The sequence below is a fragment of the Mucilaginibacter sp. P4_D1 genome (genome assembly GCF_056401935.1).
Window position 1 is genome coordinate 1 of sequence record NZ_JBFUIJ010000081.1, and the last position, 15748, is coordinate 15748.

11 protein-coding genes are annotated in these 15748 nt (G+C 42.8%); 7 read left to right on the forward strand and 4 right to left on the reverse strand.

All coding sequences use genetic code 11. The features are described 5' to 3' along the window. A partial coding sequence (locus tag AC1DV1_RS30385; protein ID WP_477368282.1) for a hypothetical protein occupies positions 1 to 318 on the reverse strand: 318 nt, incomplete at its 3' end. A 354-nt stretch (positions 319 to 672) separates the two neighbouring features. Here AC1DV1_RS30385 and AC1DV1_RS30390 point away from each other — a divergent pair. The 3 genes from AC1DV1_RS30390 to AC1DV1_RS30400 all read left to right on the forward strand — a co-directional run bounded on the left by AC1DV1_RS30390 (position 673) and on the right by AC1DV1_RS30400 (position 7442). Further along, positions 673 to 2970 (forward strand): family 20 glycosylhydrolase, encoded by a 2298-nt coding sequence (locus AC1DV1_RS30390; RefSeq protein WP_477368285.1) that lies wholly within the window; start codon positions 673 to 675, stop codon positions 2968 to 2970. 9 nt (positions 2971 to 2979) lie between these two features. After that, the gene (locus AC1DV1_RS30395) at positions 2980 to 5097 is read left to right on the forward strand and encodes an alpha-L-fucosidase (RefSeq protein ID WP_477368288.1); all 2118 of its coding nucleotides are present in this window, start codon (positions 2980 to 2982) and stop codon (positions 5095 to 5097) included. Between the two features lie 62 nt (positions 5098 to 5159). Next, positions 5160 to 7442 (forward strand): GH92 family glycosyl hydrolase, encoded by a 2283-nt coding sequence (locus AC1DV1_RS30400; protein ID WP_477368291.1) that lies wholly within the window; start codon positions 5160 to 5162, stop codon positions 7440 to 7442. Between the two features lie 128 nt (positions 7443 to 7570). Here AC1DV1_RS30400 and AC1DV1_RS30405 read toward each other — a convergent pair whose 3' ends face one another. Next, positions 7571 to 9223: a L,D-transpeptidase family protein gene (locus tag AC1DV1_RS30405; protein ID WP_477368294.1), complete on the reverse strand. Its 1653-nt coding sequence runs from the start codon at positions 9221 to 9223 to the stop codon at positions 7571 to 7573. Between the two features lie 423 nt (positions 9224 to 9646). Here AC1DV1_RS30405 and AC1DV1_RS30410 point away from each other — a divergent pair, with 423 nt between their 5' ends. From AC1DV1_RS30410 to AC1DV1_RS30420, 3 genes are all read left to right on the forward strand, one after another. Next, positions 9647 to 10288, forward strand: coding sequence for a peroxiredoxin family protein (locus AC1DV1_RS30410; RefSeq protein ID WP_477368297.1), 642 nt, complete (start codon positions 9647 to 9649; stop codon positions 10286 to 10288). A gap of 39 nt (positions 10289 to 10327) precedes the next feature. Next, the gene (locus AC1DV1_RS30415; RefSeq protein ID WP_477368300.1) at positions 10328 to 10945 is read left to right on the forward strand and encodes a beta-class carbonic anhydrase; all 618 of its coding nucleotides are present in this window, start codon (positions 10328 to 10330) and stop codon (positions 10943 to 10945) included. A 65-nt stretch (positions 10946 to 11010) separates the two neighbouring features. After that, positions 11011 to 12465 (forward strand): phytoene desaturase family protein, encoded by a 1455-nt coding sequence (locus AC1DV1_RS30420; RefSeq protein WP_477368303.1) that lies wholly within the window; start codon positions 11011 to 11013, stop codon positions 12463 to 12465. A gap of 71 nt (positions 12466 to 12536) precedes the next feature. On the opposite strand, the gene AC1DV1_RS30425 is transcribed toward AC1DV1_RS30420, so the two are convergent. Together AC1DV1_RS30425 and AC1DV1_RS30430 are read right to left on the reverse strand one after the other, a co-directional pair. Continuing rightward, positions 12537 to 14093 (reverse strand): alpha-N-arabinofuranosidase, encoded by a 1557-nt coding sequence (locus AC1DV1_RS30425; RefSeq protein ID WP_477368306.1) that lies wholly within the window; start codon positions 14091 to 14093, stop codon positions 12537 to 12539. A 199-nt stretch (positions 14094 to 14292) separates the two neighbouring features. Then, on the reverse strand, positions 14293 to 14880 hold the full coding sequence (locus AC1DV1_RS30430) for a TlpA family protein disulfide reductase (RefSeq protein ID WP_477368309.1): 588 nt from the start codon (positions 14878 to 14880) through the stop codon (positions 14293 to 14295). Positions 14881 to 15144: 264 nt separating this feature from the next. On the opposite strand from AC1DV1_RS30430, the gene AC1DV1_RS30435 reads away from it, so the two are divergent. After that, positions 15145 to 15693, forward strand: a complete 549-nt coding sequence (locus AC1DV1_RS30435) for a hypothetical protein (protein ID WP_477368312.1) — start codon at positions 15145 to 15147, stop codon at positions 15691 to 15693. The last annotated feature ends 55 nt before the right edge of the window (positions 15694 to 15748 follow it).

Consider the following 15748-nt stretch of genomic DNA (forward strand, 5'->3'; position numbering starts at 1 on the left):
GGTGCTGATATCGCGTTGATGATCGTAAAACTCTTTACCGGTAGCATGATAATCCCTTATCAGCTTGGCCAATTGTTTTAATTCGAAATCGGTAAGGTCGGTACCGCCGGAATAATGATATCCCGGATCGGTGTTATCTAAAAAAATAGCACCCAAATATCCTTTATTAAAGGTTTTTGGACTATCTATATCCTTATATAGCTTGTAGGTTCCGTTGCTGTTTTCGTCAGTTTTATTAATATCTGCCGGATCGACCGCGATATTAATATGTTCTCCGTCTTCCTTGTTAATGCCGAATGTTACGCCGCTGGTTATCATAAGAAAGAAACAGGCAGGTTGGATAAATGTTTGAAAGAAGACGAATTTGAAATATACTCGAATTGAACGAATTGAAGCGAATTTCACGAATTTTAAAAGTTTGCCAAATTTTAAGCTCTGTAGTAATAATTAGTTCGTCAACTTGAAAACCACTATTTGTGCTAATTCGCCTTAATTAGGGCAATTTGTGTTAATCTTCTTTAATAAAATTAAAAAGTTTGATATGTTTATAAAATTATTCAGATCGGCTATCACAGGGCAAAATAAGCAGGGTTTATTATAACTTTGTTAGGTGGGTGACATAAATAGCGGCGAATAATTTCAGGAAAATATTACTCAAAATTCAAACTATCAATGATAGCTTTTTTACGAAAAAATGCCGGCATCAAACTGGTAATCCCACTTTTGTTTTTATGGTATAGCGCAAACGCACAGGACGTAGCTAAATTTCCGCTGATACCTTATCCTGCAAAATTAACATCAGGTAAAGGTGTATTTGTTATAACCGCACGAACAACTGTGAGCGGGCCAGCATTTAAGAGCGAGGCTAAAGAACTCACGGCTTTTTTAGAAAAAGGGCTTGGACAAAAGTTAGCACAAGCTAAAAGCCAATCCGCAGCAGCTGTAAGCATTATTAAAAGTACCGATATAACAGCATCAGAAGGCTACCGGCTTACTATCAAGCCAAATCATGTTGAAATTTTAGCTAATTCTGGTGCAGGCGTCTTTCACGCAATCGAAACCATCCGTCAACTGTTGCCCGTATCAATAGAGAGGGGCATCACTGGTAAAAAGTTTGCTTTGCCGGTGTTAACCATCGAAGATGAACCTGCTTATGAGTGGCGTGGCATGCACCTGGATGTTTCGCGGCACTTTTTTTCTATCAGCTATCTTAAAAAGTTTATCGACAGGATGGCGCTTTACAAAATGAACAAGCTGCACCTGCACCTGACCGACGACCAGGGCTGGCGCATCGAAATAAAAAAATATCCCAAACTGACTGAAGAAGGGGCATGGCGTACATTCAACAACCAGGATTCGTCGTGCATGAAAGGTTCAAGGGACAATCCCGATTTTGTGATCGATAAGGAGCACATTATCCAGCGCGATGGTAAAACCCTTTACGGAGGTTTTTATACCCAGCAGGAAATGAAGGGTGTTGTAGCCTACGCGGCTGCAAGGCATATTGATATTATCCCCGAGATTGATATGCCGGGCCATATGATGGCTGCCATTAGCTCATACCCGTTTTTAACCTGTAATGGCGAGAATAAATGGGGAACCCTGTTTACCAAGCCTATTTGTCCCTGTAACGAAACCACTTTTGAGTTTGCACAAAACGTATTTACCGAGATCATGGATATTTTTCCATCCAAATACATTCACATAGGCGGCGATGAGGTTGACCGTACCGATTGGGGTAAATCTGATGCCTGCAAGGCTTTGATGGAAAAGGAAGGCATAAAAGACCTCGCAGCCCTGCAAAGCTATTTTATTAACCGCATGGAGAAATTTTTTAACTCCAAAGGTCGCAAACTGATAGGATGGGATGAAATTATTGAAGGCGGTATAAGCCCCACAGCTATTGTAATGTACTGGCGCGGATGGGTGCCTAAAGCCCCGGTTGCGGCGATTAAAAACGGCAATACCGTGATTATGACCCCCGGCGAGCCCTTATATTTTGATAACCAGCCCGACCAGTATGCTATTGACAGGGTATATCATTTTAACCCCATCCCCAAAGTACTTAATGCACAGGAGGCTAAATCAATTATTGGTGCCCAGGCTAACATCTRGACGGAACAGATCCCTTCCGAGCGCCGGGCCGATTATATGGCCATGCCCCGGATGACTGCCCTTGCCGAAATGCTTTGGACAAACCAGCCCGGTAAATACCAATCGTACTTGCAACGCCTGGTGCAGCAATATAGCAGGATGGATGCCCTGGGGATAAATTATCGCCTGCCGGATTTGCCGGGTCTGCTAAACGATTATGTATTTACCGATGAGGGCAAATTAAGCATTGCATCACCGTTGCCAACTTTAACCATCCGTTACACTACTGATGGAACCTTGCCCGGCGTAAACTCACCGGTATTGCCCACGCCATTGGTTATCAAAAAAGCCCAGTTGGTACGGGTTGCAGCATTTACCCCAAGTGGCACCCGTGGCGATGTTTACAACTTGAATTATACTCAACAGCAAATGCTTGGCACGGTTAAAATAGCGCCGCCAAAACCTGGCCTGGCCTGTACTTATTACAAAGCCTACTTTAAAGCAACAACTTTTATGAAGGATGCTAAAGTTGATAGTGCATTTACTACAGATAAAATTGAGGTACCGGCAACTGTAAAAGCGCCATCATTTGGCATTACCTATAAAGGATATATTGATGTTCCTGCCGATGGTATTTATAGCTTTTATTTAACCTGCGACGACGGGGGGGTATTAAAAATAGGCCCCAACATGGTTGTTAACAACGATGGAAACCATTCGGCCCAGGAACGTAGCGGGCAAATAGCGTTAAAAATGGGTGCTCATCCTTTTCAACTCGATTTTATAGAGGGAGGCGGTGGTTTCAAACTTGGCCTGAAGTATAGTGTTAATGGTTCGGCACCACAGGATGTACCGGCTGGTTGGTTTAAAAATTAAGATGTATTCATGAAAAAGGTTACAGGTATCATATTACTGTTGTTGGCCATCGGCCTAAAAGGATTTAGCCAAACGGCACCGAAGCCATACGGCCCATTACCAACAAAAGGACAGTTAAACTGGCAGGAAATGGGTATGTATTGCATTATCCATTATGGCGTTGATGTATATACCGACAAGGAGTGGGGTTATGGAGATGAAGATCCTAAGCTCATTAACCCGTCGCAATTTAGCGCCATGCAAATTGTAGCGGCCGCCAAAGCCGGCGGTTTTAAAGGCGTTGTAGTGGTTGCCAAGCACCATGATGGTTTTTGCCTTTGGCCCACCAAAACAACCGAACATAACATATCCAGAAGCCCATACAAAAATGGAAAAGGTGATATTTTAAAAGAGTACCGCGAAGCTTGCAATAAATTAGGAATGCAGCTTGGGGTATATTGCTCGCCCTGGGATAGGAATAACCCTAACTACGGTACGGATGAATATATCAAAATATACCGCGAGCAATTGCGCGAATTATATACCAACTATGGCCCGCTGTTTATATCATGGCATGATGGCGCCAACGGTGGCGATGGCTACTATGGCGGCAAGCGCGAGGTGAGGCATATCGACAGGTCCACCTACTATGGCTGGGATACCACCTGGGCTATTACCCGTAAACTGCAGCCTAACGCCGTTATTTTTGGTGATGTTGGCCCCGATGTACGCTGGGTTGGCAACGAGGAGGGCCATGCCGGCGAAACCTGCTGGGCCACCTATACGCCCCATGCCCCGGTAGAAGGCAAAAAGCCGGGCAACGGTTTTGTAAAAGACTACGAAGGCACTGAAGGTACCCGCAATGGCGATTTCTGGATGCCCGCAGAATGCGATGTATCCTTACGGCCAGGTTGGTTTTACCACAAAATCCAGGATGACGGCGTAAAATCGCCCTATACATTGCTCGATCTGTATTATAAAAGTGTAGGGCGCGGCGCCGCGCTTGATTTGGGCTTATCGCCTGATCCGCGGGGGATTGTAAATGAGATAGACGTTAAATCGCTTGCCCAATTTGGTAACCTGTTAAAACAAACCTTTGTGGTTAACCTGGCAAAAGGCGCTGCCGTTACGGCAAGCAACATACGTGGTGGTAATAAATTAAGCTTTGGCCCGCAGCTTTTGTTAGATAATGACAGGTATAGTTATTGGGCTACTGATGATAAAGTAACCACGCCCAGTTTAACTATCGACCTGCACACGCCAAAAACATTCAACGTTATCCGCTTACGCGAAAATATTAAGTTAGGCCAACGGATAGAAGCTTTTGAGATTGATGCTTTTGTGAACGGCAAATGGCAGCAGATTGGCGCAGCCACCAGCATAGGCGGTAACAGGCTGATCCGCTTAACTCAAAACATTACGGCAAGTAAATTAAGGTTAATCATAACAAAATCGCCTGTTGCCATTGCGCTTAGCGATTTTGGATTATTTAAGGAACCGGTGCATTTAACTGCTCCTAAAATTCTGCGGAATAAAAAAGGCGAGGTTAGCATAACAACAGAAGCGCCGGTGAGTGCCATCAGGTATACTTTGAATGGGCAGGAACCAACCCTTACTTCACCAGTTTACAAGGAGCCGGTTTTATTGGTTAACGGAGGCATTGTTAAAGCACGTAGCTTTGAAGGCAAGGGGCAGAAAAGCGATGTTGCTTTTGCCTCATTCGGCTATGCCAAARCAGATTGGAAAATAATTGACGCGACTGCTTCAAATGACGGTGGTAACCGGGCAGAAAATGCGATTGATGAGCACCCAGGTACGCTATACAGCACATTAATCAAGAGTGATGCAAAATTTCCGCAGCAAATATCCATTGATATGGGGGCAGCTCGCCAAATCAAAGCATTTGGATATTTACCAAGGCAGGATAAGCAACCCGATGGTATTGTTGACCGCTATACATTTTACACAAGCCTGGATGGTATGGAATGGGTGAAAGTTGCTTCGGGAGAGTTCTCGAATATTAAATCGAACCCGATTGAACAGCCGGTTGTTTTAAGCAACCCGGTAAGCGCCAGGTATTTTAAATTTGAGGCTGAACATGTTATAGCGGGCAATGGCATTAGCGTTGCAGAATTAAGCGTTTATTAATAATCTATTATATAGCGGGGCTTATGTTTGAGCAAACCCGGCATACATTCTACACATTACAAATGAAAAAAACGACCCTCTTAGCCGGGATACTGGCAGTTTTAACAGTGACCGCATTTGGCCAGGCACCAAAAGCTAAAAAAACGACAAGTATTGCACCTGTGTCTTTTACCAAATACGTCGATCCTTATATCGGCACCGGTTTTCACGGGCACGTATTTGTTGGGGCAAACGTTCCTTTTGGTGCTGTGCAATTAGGGCCAACCAATCTGTCCGAGGGGTGGGATTGGTGCTCGGGCTACCATATTTCCGATTCAACTATTATTGGGTTTCAGCATACACACCTAAGTGGTACCGGTATCGGCGATTTGGGCGATATATCTTTTATGCCAACCACCGGTGCCATCAAAACTTATAAAGGCAGTTTGAAAGATATGCAAGATGGCTATGTTTCCCTTTTTAGCCATAAAGACGAAGTTGTGAAGCCCGGATATTATAAGGTTAAGCTAAAACGCTACGATATCGGTGTCGAGCTTACAACCAGCACGAGGGTTGGGATGCACAAGTACACTTTCCCATCTTCAAAAGATGCCCACATTGTGATTGACTTACAGGAAGGTATTGGCTGGGACAGATCATATGAAACTTATATTAAGCAGGAAGATAAATACACCATCAGCGGTTACCGCTTTTCAAAGGGATGGGCGGCTGATCAGCGTATTTACTTTACCGCTGTTTTCTCAAAACCGATAGAAAAATTTGCCGTTTACGATAGTACAGCAAAAGCAACTGCTACCAAGTTAAAAGGAGCTAAGGTTAAAGGCGTTATCAGCTTTACTACCTCAAAAGGCGAGGTTGTTTACGCTAAAGTTGGAATTTCGCCGGTAAGCTCGGCCAATGCCATGTTGAATATCAAAGCCGAAATACCAGGCTGGGATTTTGCAAAAGTTGTTACCCAGGCAGACCAGGCCTGGAATGCACAGTTGGGCAAAATCAACATTAAAGCAGATTCATTGTCGATATTAAAGAAATTCTACACCGCTTATTATCACTCCATGGTAGTGCCATCTATATTTAATGATGTAAACGGCGAATATTGGGGTACCGATAAGAAGGTGCATAAAAACGTTGGTTTTAATAACGTAACCACATTTTCGTTATGGGATACTTACAGGTCTAACAACCCGCTGTCAACCATCATTCACCCGGAGCATACTAATGATATGATAAACTCAATGCTGGCTATTTATCAGCAGCAGGGTACATTGCCAACCTGGCATTTAATGGCTAATGAAACTAACTGTATGGTTGGTTATAGCGCAGTGCCTGTTGTAGCCGATGCGTTGCTGAAAGGATATAAAGGCTTTGATGTCAATCTGGCTTATGAAGCAATGAAAACCACGGCGATGCAGGATGCACGCGGTGTTAAATTTGTTAAAAAACTGGGTTTTATTCCTGCGGATAGCACTGCCGAATCTGTTTCGATGGGTTTAGAATATGCCATTGACGATTGGTGCCTTGCACAGGTTGCCAAGAAACTGGGCAAAGCAGCCGATTATGAATATTTTAGCAAACGCGGTAAATACTACAAAAACTACTACGATCCTAAAGCCGGGTTTATGCGTGGCCGTTTAGCCGACAATTCATGGCGCACACCTTACAGCCCGTTTATCTCAATTCATGAAACCGGCGACTTTACCGAAGGCAATGGCTGGGAATATACCTTCCTGGTGCCCCAGGATGTTGAAGGATTAATTAACTTGCTGGGTGGCAAAGATAAATTTAATATCAAGCTCGATTCGTTATTTATTGCCGAGGGGGATATGGGCAAATTTAAATCGCCAGATGTATCCGGTTTAATTGGCCAATATGCGCACGGTAACGAACCTGGGCACCCGATGGCCTATTACTACGATTACTCGGGCCAGCCATGGAAAACAGCTGCTAAGGTGCGTTATATCCTGGATGACTTTTACACCACTAAAACCGACGGTATTATTGGTAATGAAGATGTTGGCCAGATGTCGGCATGGTATGTACTATCGGCCCTTGGCTTTTACCCCGTTAACCCCGCAAATGGCCTTTACGTTTTTGGCAGCCCGGTAATCACCGAGGCAACGCTGAAACTACAGGGAAATAAAACATTTCACGTTGTAATAAAAAATAACGGGCCTAAAAATATGTATATCAACGCCATGAAACTAAATGGTGTAAACTATACCAAAACCTATTTTGCGCACAAAACCCTGATGGCCGGCGGCGAGCTGGAAATAACCATGGGCGATAAACCAGGTACTGTTTGGGGAGTTGGGGATGCCAATAAAGCGGTATCAGTGTTGAAGTAGAAGTAGTCATTTTAATATAATCACGTCGTTGCGAAGTACGAAGCAATCCCCGATAAGCAAAGCTAATTAGCATGTAGGGGATTGCTACGTACCTCGCAATGAAGTTTTTTTGTAAATTAACATTCTCTCTAATATTTCCCGCTTCCCGATAATATCATCGACGCCAGTTGTTCATCCCTCTCATAAATATCCTGGCGAAAATTCAGCTTGTTATCTCTATCGGTAAAAGCTGTGAAGTAGGCGATAAATACAGGCACTTTTTGCTTTAGTGTTATGGTTTGTTCTTTGCCCAGATGCATTGCCTTGTTAATCTTACCGGCAGTCCAGGTGGTATCATACTTTAGCAAAAAGGCGGCAAGCCTGGCGGGTTCGCCAACCCGGATGCAACCATGACTAAACGCCCTTGACGACTCGCCAAATAATGATCGCGATGGTGTATCATGCAAATAAATACTATAACTATTGGGGAATAAAAATTTCACAAGCCCTAACGAGTTCTCGGGCCCCGGTTTTTGTTTAACTACCGGCAAACCATTCTCGCGGCCTGTAATGATCATGTTGTGCTTGCTGATATAATTGGAGTTTTTTCGCATTTCGGGTAAAACTTCGTTCCGTACAATGCTTTCGGGTACATTCCAGTACGGGCTAAACACCACATATTGCATCTGACCATAAAATATAACCGTTTGATGCACCTTTTGCCCTACAACCACATTGCAACTCCACAACAAACTATCAGCATGATAAACGTGCAACTTAAATTCGGGGATATTTACTGCCAGGTAATCGCTGTTTAAACTAATTGGCAGCCAGCGGCATCGTTCCATGTTCACAATAATTTGCCTGATGCGTTTTTTTAAGGGTACGTTCATCTCTGCAAGTGTTCCTGCTCCCGGTAAACCATCGGCTGTTAAGCMATGCCTTAGCTGAAACTGGTTTATAGCCTGTTGTAAAGCAGCATCAAAAACATTGTTTAACGTGTCGCCTTTAAAATCTCCCAATTTAAAAAGCCGTGCTCGTATCAATGGGATTACAACCGATGAGTCGCCTGGTTTTATGCCTTTGGCCGGTGGTATCGTTGTCCATTTTTCTTTCGTGTCTAAAACCCGGTATTTGGCGAGGTAGTTTTTTAATAAATCGTACTGCCTGTAAACGGGTTCTGACAATGTACTGCTGCCTTTGCCGGTTTGCTTCAGCAAAGTATCCAGGTAATCATTATACGAGATTTTTTTGCGCGGCAAAAACCAGTTTACTCCTTTGCTTGTAGATTCGCTCATGCCCTGGAAAGCCAGTTTTGAAAATACAAAATACTGGGCCGTCAGCATTAACTCTGTTTCGATATTGGGTTTCGTTATTTTACTATTAGGCGCAAATATCAATGAGTCTAAAACTTTGGGGTAGGGAATGGCTTTGTAAATTCCCTCATTTTGTAAATTTCCTACTCTGTCTGCCAGGTTTCCGGCTTGTTCAATCAACTTTCCTTTATTGTACCAGGCGTAAGCAAACTTGCGCTTGCTGTAAAACAGGCTGATATCCTTAACATATGGTTCAAATGCGGGGTGGGTTTTAACAAAAGTAACAAGCAGTGTGCTATCAAAAACGGCCTCAGTTTGATCGCTGAAACTGCCGGGGATTGTTTTGCTCCATTCCTTAGCGGCCTTTTTCTTCAGTGAGTCAGCCGAAGACTGCTGACTTGGCCTTGCGCCATGATTGCAGCCTAATTGTATGTATATGATTGGGATAAGTGTTACGGGAATGTATTTGCAAATGCCTTTTAACATGTACGTTTTTATTGGTAAGTTAAGTAACTAAAAGAAGAATAAAAATATTTATAAAAATGTATACTAATTACATAGACTTTATAGTATATTTGTTTCATTAATTCAAAGACATGTTAAGCAACACAATAAAATACAAATCAAATAACTTTTTAAATCGCCACGATTTAAGAGGACTAATGTATATGTGTTGCTGCTGTTGAGTTTCTCTCCCTTAAAACCACAGATCCTCCCAAAAGTTTACTGACCTTGTTATTTAATATATTTTATGAACGCTTACCCGACAAATTATTTAAAGAGACCATTTTTTAATAGTGCGTTGCATTACAGGCAAATCATTTATGGCTTATGCCGTTGTTGAAGGTAATCCATCTCTCATCTGCTCAAATGAACGTAATTTAAATACCATTAATAACATTACAAAAAATGTCAACTGCCAATAATAAATACCCGTTTTTCGATCTTTCAGAAATTGTTCCAGATAATGATATTGCTTTTAAACCTTACCGCGCTTTGCAACCTGTAAAAGCAGGTAATTATATTCCTGACTTAAAGTTTTCCAATGATTACACCCGTTGGCAATCGTTTTTCAACGGTGCACAAACCCATGGGCCAATTGCTTTAAGGCAACTGCTTAAAAAACCATTAGTTATCGCATTCTACTCGCATCACTGGAAAGAGGAAGGCTTTGAGTTGTTACAGCAACTAAACAATATCCAGCAGGAAATAAGGGCTAATGGGGGAAGTTTATTAGTTATCAGCGATGAACGTACCGACGAGCTGGCAAAACAAGCCTGGGAAAATAGCTTTACCCTTAACTTTTATCACGATGAAGAGAACAACATAGCCCAAACATTCAGGATTTATTCTGACAACGACCCGGTTTGGAACCGTTTTTCGGGCATTGATGTTAATGTGCCCTTACTGGCCACCTATATCATCGATGCCAATAAGCAGGTGATTTACAACCATATTGACCTTGACTTTTTAGGAACTTTCAATGGTGAGGCTATCATTACATCGGTTTACGAATCATCGTTGATAGCTAACAGCAGGAAATCAGCCTGATAATTTTAAAACGAGGTTTATTCACAAAAACTTAAAATTATGTCAAACGCAATTGATGAGCTTCAGCAAGTTAAAAGCAAAGTACACCGGCAGGTACTAAAAGCTAACGATGAATATGTAAAACATTTTGGCGATAAGGGTAACCTTACCATACCGCCGGCACGCCAGTTTGCCATTTTAACCTGTATGGATGCCCGCCTTGATCCTGCTAAATACGCAGGCCTTGCCGAGGGTGATGCGCATGTAATCCGCAATGCAGGCGGCCGGGCAAGCGATGATGCTATCCGCTCATTGGTGATATCGCATAAATTATTGGGCACCAAAGAATGGTTTGTAATACACCATACCGATTGCGGTATGGGCTTGTTTACCGACGATATCATTCGCGGGTTACTCTCCAAAAGCCTGAATACCGCCACTATCGACGAAAACGGCTGGCGCAATACTGATGAAAACGGCGGGTCTGACGAGGCCAATCATATCGCATTTCTCACCTTTAAAAATCTTGAAGCAAGCGTTATTGAAGATGTGGAACGGATAAGGCATCATCCATTAGTAGCCGGTAACATTCCCATTTACGGTTATATATATGATGTGCGGTCGGGCAAATTGATTGAGGTGCCCCAGGCCACGCACGCAGGCGAGGTTTTAAACTAAACAATGTCGGCTTAAAATAGTTAATTTGGATATCTTAGGGGTATTAACACCTCTTTGCACCATACATGAAGCTTGAAAAGCGCGATTACGATGCGATAATAGTAGGATCGGGACCAAACGGACTGGCGGCAGCAATTTTATTACAGCAAAACGGTCTTTCCGTTTTATTACTTGAAGGTAAAAGTGAAATAGGAGGAGGGCTGCGCACTGCCGAACTTACCCTGCCCGGCTTTAAACACGATATCTGTTCGGCCATCCACCCACTGGCGGTTGCATCGCCTTTTTTTGAAACATTGCCGCTTGCCCTGCATGGCCTTGAATATATATTTCCAGAGATAGCAGCCGCCCATCCTTTTGATGATGGAACGGCTGCTGTTTTGCTTAAATCGGTAACGGAAACCGCCAGGTTACTTGGTGAGGATGAACAGGCTTACCTTGATTTAATGCAACCCGTGGTAAAAAACTGGCCGCTAATAGCCGCAGATGTTTTAGGCCCGCTGCATTATCCGAAGCATCCATTGTTGCTGGCACAATTCGGCCTGCCCGCCATAATGCCCTCTACCAGGTTAGTAAAAAAGTTTAAAACCAAAGAGGCAAAAGGTCTATTAGCAGGGATGGCGGCACATTCTATGCAGCCTTTAAGCAATATCGCCACATCGGCCATTGCATTGGTATTGATGGCGCAGGGGCATTTAAAAGGATGGCCGGTGCCCAAAGGCGGATCGGAGCAAATAGCGAAGGCTTTGGCATCGTATTTTGTATCAATTGGCGGCGAAATTAAGACGGGTTCTTATGTAGAATCATTAAACCAACTGCCCTCGTCTCATGCTGTTTTATTCGATATTACGCCAAAACAGCTATTAAAAATTGCCGGGCATAAATTTTCGCCCTTATACAAATGGCAATTGGAACGCTATCGTTACGGGGCCGGGGTATTTAAGGTAGATTGGGCTTTGGATGCCCCGGTGCCCTTTAAGGCCGAAGCTGTAAAACAGGCAGGCACAGTGCACATTGGCAACACGTTTGAAGAAATAGCCTTAGGAGAGCAACTGATTTGGAAAGGTAAACATCTGGATAAACCCTACGTGCTTTTGGCCCAGCAAAGCACCTTCGACTCATCGCGGGCGCCGGCAGGCAAACATACGGCATGGGCGTATTGTCATGTACCGAATGGCTCAAATAAAGATATGACCGGTATTATAGAACAGCAGGTTGAACGCTTTGCGCCTGGTTTTAGGGATACTATTTTGGCTAAACATACTTTTAACACGGCTCAGTTGGAAGAATACAATCCCAATTACATTGGTGGCGACATCAATGGCGGGGTGATAGATATAGGTCAGTTATTTACGCGGCCGGTGTTAAGGGCTTCGCCTTATAAAACCACCGCCAAAGGGTTGTATATTTGTTCATCATCCACACCGCCGGGTGGAGGGGTGCATGGTATGTGCGGGTATCATGCGGCAAAAAAAGCGTTGAAAGATATATGGGGGAGAAGCCCCACCCAAACCCTCCCCTAAAGGGGAGGGCTTAAGAAGGTTTTACTACTATTAATAAAGGGATTTTTTAAAGTCTCCCCTTCAGGGGAGATTTAGAGGGGCTGTAACTCTAGTGTCACTACCGATTTTGCGGGTAGTGTAACCACCAGTTTATCACCATCCTTTTTAGCGCCGGTAAAGCTTACCAGGTGCAGCTTGTTTGGATTTGCAAACGTATTAATATCGGTAATGTTGGCCGATGTTAACACCTGGCCTTTAACGGCGCTCCATTTTACGTCTTTTAATTCGGTAGTAATTGTGATGGCATTGTGCATATCAAGGTTAACCAATGATATATGCACTTTTCCTGAACTATCCTGTGATGCTGATGCATTTATTGCCTGGATTTTTTTGCCATCAACCTCGTAGTTCGGTGCGTCCAGTTTAATAGGGAGGTATTTGGCATCCTGGTGCACTTTGTACATATCAAAAATATGATAGGTAGGGGTAAGCACCATTTTTTCTTTGTCTGTTAAAATAAGTGATTGTAATACATTAACAGTTTGCGCCAAAGCTGCCATGCGCACACGGTCACTGTGGTTATTGAAAATATTAAGTGTTGTTCCCGCAATTAATGCATCGCGCAGGCTGTTTTGCTGGTATAAAAAGCCAGGGTTGGTACCTGGTTCTACATCTGTCCAAACACCCCATTCGTCAACTACCAATGCTACTTTTTTTCCGGGATCGTATTTATCCATAATGGCCGAGTGTTTAGTAACCAGCTCTTCCATTTTAAGGCAGTTAACCATTGTGTTAAAGTATTCCTTCTCGCTGAATTCAGTAGCCGAGCCTTTTTTACCCCAGTTACCGGTAGGGATGGTATAATAATGCATTGATAGGCCCGACATCATCCAGTTTGGTATGTTTTTCATACAAACCTCTGTCCAGTTATAATCGTCTGAATTTGGCCCGCTGGCTATTTTTTTGAGATGCGCACCAGGGTAATCTTTAGCGAAGGAAGCGTAACGTTTAAAAAGGTCGGCATAATATTCTGGTGTCATGTTACCGCCGCAGCCCCAGCTTTCGTTACCAACGCCCCAAATGGTTACCTTATATGGCGCCGGATGGCCGTTTTTTATGCGTTCTTTAACCACAGTGCTGGTACTGTTTGAGTTAAGGTACTCAATCCATTTCGACATTTCTTCTACAGTTCCGCTGCCAACATTACCGGCTACGTAAGGCTCGCATTTCAATAATTCGCAAAGCTCCAAAAACTCATGCGTACCAAAGCTGTTATCTTCGGTAGTGCCGCCCCAGTTGGTGTTTACCATCCGGGGGCGCAATGCAGAGGGGCCAATGCCATCGCGCCAATGGTATTCATCGGCAAAACATCCGCCCGGCCAGCGCAGGTTAGGTATTTTTATCTTCTTTAATGCTTCTACCACATCCAGCCTAATCCTGTCCTGTTTTTTTACCGGCAGGTTTTTATCAACCCAAAAACCACCATAAATGCCATGGCCCAAATGCTCGGCAAATTGCCCGTAAATGTGCTTGCTGATGGTTGTTTTTGAATCGGTACTGATACTGAGCGTTCCGGTTTGGCTGTAACCGGATGCCGAAATTAAACACAAGGCGGCAGCGCCAAGTGATGAGAGCAAATTTCTTTTCATGGAATAACAGGTTTATGCTGTAAAGAAAAGAAAAAATAATTAATAAGTGTTGTTTTAACAATAAAAATTATTAATGAATGGTGAGTTGAGCGTAACGAATTGTTGTGTTTTCAATACTATAGTACGGTGAGCCCGTATATATAGATATAGGCTTTTGTTTGAATTTCACTTAGAAATTCTTTTGTCTTGATTCTTGACTCTATTTCGCTTCTTTCTGCAAAAACTCATTAAACTTATCGCTGTCGTAATCGGCTGCGCCCGTGTGTTTGTATTTTAGCTTGCCGTCCTTACCAAATATTAGCGTTGTTGGTATGGTACCATCCGGTAAAGTATCCGGAAATTTATTAACCGATGTATATAATGGCAGGCTGTAATGATGGTTTTTGAGGTACCTAGCCGACTTTAGCAGGTCGTTATCGGTATCAACCATCACAAAAACAATATTGGCGTTATTTTTAAACTTCATGAAAAGCTTATTAACTGATGGAATTTCGGCAAGGCAGGGTGGACACCAGGTGGCCCAATAATTCACAAATACCACTTTGTTTTTCAGGCCGGATATAGATATAATATTTCCTGATGTATCCCGGTAACTATAGTCGGGTAGCCTAACAGGCTCTTTATGGTTACGGGCATAATCATCAGGATCTGGCTTAAAAGCACCAACTGCCATCAGCCCACGTATGAGTTCGACTTTGGCGCTAGGGTTTAGCCAGGTAATTACAACCAATACCATGAGCACTACAAATATGATATTTGATGCCGAAAAGTGTTTTCTATTTATCATTTCATAAATTTAATCGGTGTAAGGGATGAAGCAAGGTAACTAATTGAGAAAATTTTACAGTTAATACCGAGTTTAAAAATCTCGCGATTTTACAACTCGCCAGGGGCTATTTTGTTGTAATAAGWTATTATTATCAACTAACCAATTGATTTATCAACGCGTGTTTAAAACCTTGCGGGCTACAATTTTTAAATTTATTTGTTTTAATAATATTGTAACAATATATTTACCAGTAATTATTACCCTAATAGTTAATCTGGAAAAGTGAAAAGGTTTATTGCGATACTATTACTTAACGTGCATCTGTTCAATTTGGGCGGATACCAGTTTGTATTTCAGTATTTCATACATCAATCCGAGGTACAGATAGTGAAAGAGATTTACGAAAACAAGATTGACGCTACCAAACTTGTTGAAATCAAAATTCCCGTTCACCTTCCCGGCATAAAAAAATGGGATCATTATGTTAGGGATAACGGCCAGTTACAGCTAAAAGGTGTTTATTATAATTATTTAAGATACAAAATGTCGCCTGATACCATGTCGTTCATTTGTATCGCCAATAGTGTTAAAACCCGCCTGGTATCTGCCAATCTGGTTATTGCTAAAGAAATCAATGACGTACCGCTCAGCAAAAAAKGTCACGATTCGCTTAAAAAGTCGGGTACAGGAAACGATTATAGTTTCCAGGTGATAGACTATCAGTTTGTTGCCTTTTCAACACTACTTAGAGCTGTTTCAAGCCCTATAGCCTACCATGTTAACGATCCTTACATTGAATCGCCCGGCAAACCGCCGAATTTTACCTGCTAATTATAGCTTATAATTATGATGTTGAATTGTTCTTTATCAAAAAAAAGATACGTAC

Excerpts from the sequence above, each read along its gene's own strand:
- AC1DV1_RS30400 (WP_477368291.1), top strand. The coding sequence starts at position 5,160 with ATGAAAAAAACGACCCTCTTAGCCGGGATACTGGCAGTTTTAACAGTG.
- AC1DV1_RS30410 (WP_477368297.1), top strand. The coding sequence starts at position 9,647 with ATGTCAACTGCCAATAATAAATACCCGTTTTTCGATCTTTCAGAAATT.
- AC1DV1_RS30415 (WP_477368300.1), top strand. The coding sequence starts at position 10,328 with ATGTCAAACGCAATTGATGAGCTTCAGCAAGTTAAAAGCAAAGTACAC.
- AC1DV1_RS30420 (WP_477368303.1), top strand. The coding sequence starts at position 11,011 with ATGAAGCTTGAAAAGCGCGATTACGATGCGATAATAGTAGGATCGGGA.
- AC1DV1_RS30425 (WP_477368306.1), bottom strand. The coding sequence starts at position 14,093 with ATGAAAAGAAATTTGCTCTCATCACTTGGCGCTGCCGCCTTGTGTTTA.
- AC1DV1_RS30430 (WP_477368309.1), bottom strand. The coding sequence starts at position 14,880 with ATGATAAATAGAAAACACTTTTCGGCATCAAATATCATATTTGTAGTG.